The organism is Embleya sp. AB8 (assembly GCF_049739465.1).
GTDB lineage: Bacteria > Actinomycetota > Actinomycetes > Streptomycetales > Streptomycetaceae > Embleya.
In genome coordinates this window covers 334,008-340,060 of sequence record NZ_JBMHHY010000008.1, presented here as the reverse complement: position 1 = coordinate 340,060, position 6,053 = coordinate 334,008, and the positions used below count along the sequence as shown (strand labels likewise).

Sequence of the window (6,053 nt, the reverse complement as noted above, 5' to 3'; positions counted from 1 at the left end):
AACAGCCGGGGCCACCTGCCGACCCTCGTCAACAGCACGGCCGCGGCGGCGCCCACCGCGAGGGTGGCCACCACGCACGCGGCGGCGAACACCACTGTCTGGACCAGCACGTCCCAGAACTGGCCGTCGTCGAACAACGTCGTGTAGTTGTCGAACCCGACGAACTCCGCGACCTCGCCCGCCGACGCCTGCGGCTGGCCGAACTTCAGGAACGACAACAACCCGAGCTGGTAGAGCGGGTAGCCGAACAGCGGGATCAGGATGACCGCCGACGGCAACAACAGCCACAGCGGCATCCAGGAACTTCGGCGCTTCGTCTTCGCCGTGCCGCTCGGGCGGACCGGGGCCGGAGCCGCTCGATCCGCCCGCGCGGGCGTGGTGGTCGCGGTCACCGTGCTACTTCCCGGCGAACGCGTTGTTGATCGCCGTCGCCGCGTCGCCCGTGGCACCGGCGACATCGGCCTTGCCGGTGACGACCTTCTGGAACATGGTCTGCAGGACCGTCTGCGAGTCGATCTTGGTCCACGCGGGGTCCTTCGGGACGAACTTGGTGCCCGCGTTCAGGGTCTCCATGAACGGCTTGAGCCACGGGTCCTTCGCCACCACGTCACCACGCACCGAGGCGAGCGTGGGCAGGTTGCCCATCGCCTCGAACATCTGCAGCTGGTACTTCTTGCCACCCAGGATCTTCATGAAGTCCACCGCGAGGGAGCGGTGTTGCGACGACTTCATCACGCCGAGGTCGTTGCCACCGGAGAAGGCCGGCGCGACCGAGCCGGGGGTCATGCCGGGCAGCGGCACCACGGCGTACTTGCCCTTGACCTGGCCCGCCTCGACCGCGCTGCGCGAGGAGTTGGGCAGGATCGCCATGCCGGCGGTGCCGGCTGTGAATGCCTCGACCGTCTTGTCACCGCCCAGGTCCGCGCACTGCTGCGGCGGACAGATGTCCTTGGTGAACAGGTCGGTGTACGCCTTGACGCCCGCCTGCGACTGCGGCGAGTCGATGGTGGCCTTGTAGGTGCCGCCCTGCTGGGTCGCGATGTCGCCGCCGTTGGCCCACACGAACGGCAGACCGCCGTACATGTACCGGCCGCCGACCACGATGCCGAACAACTCGGGCTTGGCCTCGCGGACCTTCTTCGCGGTCTGGACCAGCTCGGCGTACGACGTCGGGGGCTTGAGGCCGAGTTCGGTGAACACGTCCGTGCGGTAGTACAGCGAGCGCACGCCCAGCCACCACGGCAGGCCGTAGGTCTTGTCGGACACCTGCGTCGTGAGCTTGAGGTCCGGCGGCAGGTCGCCCGCCTCCGACCACCCGTCGAGGTCGGCGCCGATGTCGGCGAGGCCGCCGGCCGCGACGTAGCCGAACAGGTCGGTATTGCCGAACTCGACCACATCCGGGGCGCTCTTCGGGTCGTTGAACGCGCCCTTCATCTTCTCGGCGCGCGGACCCGGGTCGGTCGGGATGTAGCCCACCTCGACATTTACTTTCGGATGCGCCGCCTTGAAGTCGGCGACGGCCGCGTTCACGACCTTCTCCTTCGGCCCGCGGTTGGCCTCGTCGTACAGCCACACCTTGAGCGTGCCGGTCTGCTCGTCGGCGGACTTCGTCTTGGACGCCGTACCCGGCGCGCACGCAGCCAAGGTGATACCGGCCACGGCAACCGCGGCCAAACTCCGGAACTTCATGATAAATCCTCCTGCGGCGAGGCAGGCCGGAGCGACTGCGGACGATGCCGCGAGCTGAGGGTCGGCCTGTACAAAAGCGACACGGACACGACCGCATGAAAAAGCTCTTCGGTGCGGCGTGAGCCGGACGTTAGAAAGCGGCACGTGCTCCGGACAAGATGTCACGCCGAAGGTTGTGCACTGCAAAACCATGTGCTGCGAAGTGGCCCGGACAGTTCGCGGACACGTAGCGTCCGTGCTCGGTTCACCCGACGCACTCGACAGTCGGCCCAGGTGGTCGACCACGACGCCGCTCCGGTCAGGAAGGTTCGCATGTACGACCTACCGCTGCGCGGCGGGCACATACTCGACGGCACGGGCGCGCCGAGCCTCCGAGCCGACGTCGCCGTCACGGTCACCACCGCCGTCACCAAGAACCGCGTCGCCACGATCGGCCGACTCGACGCGGCCCGCGCCCGGGTCGAACTCGGCCCGTCCGGCGGACGCACCGGCTGCCGAGGCGTCGCCGAAGCGGTCGACCTCGCCCGCGCCGCCGCCGACGTACCCGGCCCGACCGTCGCCCGCGTGGCCGGATACGAGGGCGGCCCGCCCGACACGCAGGCGGTCACCGTGTGGCCGCGCGAACTCGTCGCGGTCGCCGACGGCATCGCCGATCCCGTCCCCGGCCCACCCCGCAACGCAGCCCACCCCGCGCAACCGCAGCCATCCCGCGAAAGGACCCCATGCCCGCCGAACCCCGGGAGACCCCGGACGTGGTCACGCTCGGCGAGACCATGGTCCTGCTCACCGCGCCCCGCATCGGACCGCTCCGCCACGCCCGCACGCTCGACGTCACGATCGGCGGGGCCGAGAGCAACGTGGCGATCGGTGTCACCCGGCTCGGTCGCCGAGCCGCGTGGATCGGCCGTGTAGGCGACGACGAGTTCGGCCGTCTCGTCCTCGCGGCGCTCGGCGGCGAGGGGCTCGACGTCCGCGGCGCCATCGTCGACCCGGAGGCTCCGACCGGGCTCATGGTCAAGGCCCGGCGCACCGCGGCGGCCACCGCCGTGCGCTACTACCGCGCCGGCAGCGCCGGTTCGCGCCTGTGCCCGGACGACATCGACCCCGGGCGGATCCGCGCCGCACGGATCCTGCACGTCACCGGCATCACACCCGCGCTGTCCGGGTCGGCGCGCGCCGCGGTGCGGGCCGCGATCGCCGAGGCCCGCACCACCGGCGTCCCGGTCTCGCTCGACCTGAACTACCGACAGGCGCTGTGGTCGGCCGATGACGCCGCATGCGAACTGCGCGCGCTCGCCCGCGACACCGACATCCTGTTCGCGACCGAGGACGAGGCCCGCCTCGTGCTGGGCGACGCCGGGCACACGACCCCGGCCGAACTCGCCCGAGCGCTCGGCGAGCTCGGCCCCGCGCAGGTCCTGCTCAAGCAGGGCTCGCGCGGCGCGCTCGCGCTGGTCGACGAGGTCGCGTACGAGGTTGCGCCGCATCGCGTCGAGGCGGTCGACCCGGTCGGCGCGGGCGACGCCTTCGCCGCCGGCTACCTCGCCGAACTCCTGGAAGGCGGGCCCGTGTCCACCCGACTCGCGACCGCCGCCGCGGCCGGAGCCTTCGCGGTCACCGTCCCCGGCGACTGGGAGGGCCTCCCCGGCCGGGACGAACTCCGACTCCTGCACGTGGGCGACGCGGTCGCTCGCTGATCCGAGCACGGCAGCGCCCCTCCCGCATCCACTCCCGCCACCGCATCGCCCGTGCGGCTCGGCGGTCAGGTGCCGGCCAGGGTGGAGGTTCGGGTTTCCAGGATCCAGTCGTGCCGGCGCACGGTGTCGGGGGCGGCGCGGTCGGCCAGGATGTCGCACAGGAGTTCGGCGCAGGCTCGGCCGTAGCTCGCGGGTCGCAGGTCGACCGCGGTGACCGGCGGAACGCTGCTGCGGGTGGCGGGTCCGGCCACGCAGGAGGCGACGAGGAGGTCTCGGCCCACGCTGCGGCCGAGGGTGGTCGCCGCGTGCAGGACGCCGGGGGCGGCGCCGTCGGGGGCGCAGATCACCGCGTCGATCGCCGGGTCGGCGGTAAGCAGTTCGCGGGTCGCCTGTTCGGCCTCGCCGACGGTGGCGGCGAACGGGACCGTGCGGATCTCGACCGGTGTGCCGTGCCGGTCGCCCCAGGTCCGGGCCGTCGTACGCAGCGCCTCGGCCCACGCGGAGGTGGCTTCCGGCGCGAGCAGGGCGGGTCGGCGGGCGCCGCGCTCGTGTACGTGGTCGAGGAGGGCGCCCAGGGAGGCGGAGTTGTCGCAGACGACGGCGCCGCTGGGCGTCGGGGTCGGGCCGAGGTAGCGCTCGCCGGTGACCACGGGGACACCCGCGTCCAGGAGTCCGGGGACCGCGGCGTCACCGACCTCGGGGTCGATCACCAGGAGTCCGTCGACGCGGGAGGCGAGCGGTCCGTGGGCCCGGGTGGCGGGGGCCAGGAGGACCACGTCGAGGCCGTCGTCCTGGGCACGTTCGACGGCGCCGAAGGCGAGGTTGAGGTAGTAGTCGAGGCGGGTCGCGGTGTGCGGGAGGTGCAGCCCGATCGCCCCGGTACTGGCCCGGCGCAGCCGACGTGCGGCGCTGTTCGGCCGGTAGCCCAGTTCCTCGGCGATCCCGCGGACCCGGTCGCGGGTGGCCTCGGCGACGCGTCCCGAGCCCTGGAGGGCGTCCGAGACAGTGCTCTTGGAGACTCCGGCGACACGGGCGACGTCGAGGAGGGTGACGGTACGGGGGTTCACATCGCCGAAGTCTAGACGTTCGGGAGCGGCCTTGCCGGAACGTTCCGGCAAGGGTTAGATTCACTTCTTGCCGGAACGATCCGGCAAGGCGGACGCGGCTGCTCGCCGCACTCCGTTCGCCTGTTCCGTTTCTTCGCTTGTTCCGTATGTTCGCCCGTTCCGTTTGTCCGCCCGTTCCGTTTGTCCGCCCGTTCCGTTTCCCCGCACACGTCTGGAATCGCCATGCGTCTGATCACCGCGTACGACCCGCCTGCCTCGCCGACCCGCACCCGCCCCGCCGAGCGCGCCCCGCTGCGGATCGCCGCCGTCCAGCAGCGCTGGCACGCGGATCCCGCCGAGCACCGGGCGGCGCTGCTCGAGGGCATCCGGCTGGCCGCCGCCGAGGGCGCGCGGGTGGTGTGTCTGCAGGAGCTGACACTCTCCCCGTACTTCGCGGTGGTCCGCAGGGCCGACCACCCGGCCCCGGCCGAGCCCGAGGACCTGCGCACCGGCCCGACCTTCACTTTCGCCGCCGAGGCCGCCCGCGAGTACGGCGTCTACGTGCACGCCTCGCTCTACGAGCGGGCCCCCGCGCCGGACGGCCGGGACGACGGGCTGGGCTACAACACCGCGATCCTGGTCGCCCCCGACGGCACCCTGGCCCAGCGCACCCGCAAGACCCACATCCCCGTCTCCGAGGGCTACTACGAGGACCACTGGTTCCGCCAGGGCCCGCCCGACGACGCCTTCCCCCTGGTCAGGGTCGAGGAGGCAAACCTGGGCCTGCCGACCTGCTGGGACCAGTGGTTCCCCGAGGTGGCCCGCGCCTACTCGCTGGCCGGTGCCGATGTCCTCGTCTACCCGACCGCGATCGGCTCCGAGCCGGGCTTCCCGGGCTTCGACACCCAGCCGATCTGGCAGCAGGTGATCACCGGCAACGCCATCGCCAACGCCACCTTCATGGTCGTCCCCAACCGGATCGGCGCCGAGAACGGCCTGACCTTCTACGGCAGTTCGTTCATCGTCGACCCCTACGGCCGGGTCCTGGCCCAGGCCCCGCGCGACGAGCCGGCCGTACTGGTCGCCGACCTCGACCTGGACGCCCGTCGCGACTGGCTGGAACTCTTCCCCTTCCTCACCACCCGCCGCCCCGACGCCTACGCACCTCTGACCGCCGGCTCCTGACCCCGACCACCCGAAACCGACCACCCGAAACCGACCCGAGCCCGCACCCAGCACCCCGGCCAGGGCCCGGGATGCGGGCTCGCACCCGGGCCCTCGATCGGGCCGCCGTCGGCTCGCTCCGAGCGCCGGCGACCCGATCGACGCGACCCGGTCGCCCCGTCCGCCATCCAGCGGTGGGCGACGAAGTACGCCGATTCCAGGGGCACATCCCGTTGTGCACCGCCCGAGGCATCTCGTACGCTCCGCAGGCCACCCCTTCTCGGGGCCGGTGACAACCGCATAGTTCGGGAACCCAGGGGAAGCCGGTCGAAATCCGGCGCTGACCCGCAACCGTAGGCGCCGGTCGACAGACCGTCGCGAGTCGGAATGCCTGGGTTCGTACGAGTTGAAGGCTCCAGCTGTCGTGGACTACACGCTGAGGCCCGAAGTCACGTCC

The 6,053-nt window shown here is 71.9% G+C and carries 5 protein-coding genes and 1 pseudogene; 2 read left to right on the top strand and 4 right to left on the bottom strand.

The window, feature by feature from the left end:
* The 3 genes and pseudogenes from ABIA38_RS14345 to ABIA38_RS14335 form a co-directional block, all read right to left on the bottom strand.
* Positions 1–392, bottom strand: a pseudogene (locus ABIA38_RS14345) (sugar ABC transporter permease); the annotation flags it as partial.
* 4 nt (positions 393–396) lie between these two features.
* A complete protein-coding gene (locus ABIA38_RS14340; RefSeq protein ID WP_424638974.1) occupies positions 397–1,689 on the bottom strand; it encodes an extracellular solute-binding protein in 1,293 nt (430 codons plus the stop codon).
* A gap of 321 nt (positions 1,690–2,010) precedes the next feature.
* Entirely contained in the window at positions 2,011–2,376 is a 366-nt protein-coding gene (locus ABIA38_RS14335; protein ID WP_424638973.1) for a hypothetical protein, read from the bottom strand.
* Positions 2,377–2,411: 35 nt separating this feature from the next.
* Here ABIA38_RS14335 and ABIA38_RS14330 point away from each other — a divergent pair, with 35 nt between their 5' ends.
* Positions 2,412–3,386 (top strand): sugar kinase, encoded by a 975-nt coding sequence (locus ABIA38_RS14330; protein WP_424638972.1) that lies wholly within the window; start codon positions 2,412–2,414, stop codon positions 3,384–3,386.
* Positions 3,387–3,451: 65 nt separating this feature from the next.
* Here ABIA38_RS14330 and ABIA38_RS14325 read toward each other — a convergent pair whose 3' ends face one another.
* A complete protein-coding gene (locus ABIA38_RS14325) occupies positions 3,452–4,453 on the bottom strand; it encodes a LacI family DNA-binding transcriptional regulator (protein WP_424638971.1) in 1,002 nt (333 codons plus the stop codon).
* Between the two features lie 222 nt (positions 4,454–4,675).
* Between ABIA38_RS14325 and ABIA38_RS14320 the strand changes: the two genes are divergently transcribed.
* Entirely contained in the window at positions 4,676–5,617 is a 942-nt protein-coding gene (locus ABIA38_RS14320; RefSeq protein ID WP_424638970.1) for a carbon-nitrogen hydrolase, read from the top strand.
* Positions 5,618–6,053 lie beyond the last annotated feature (436 nt).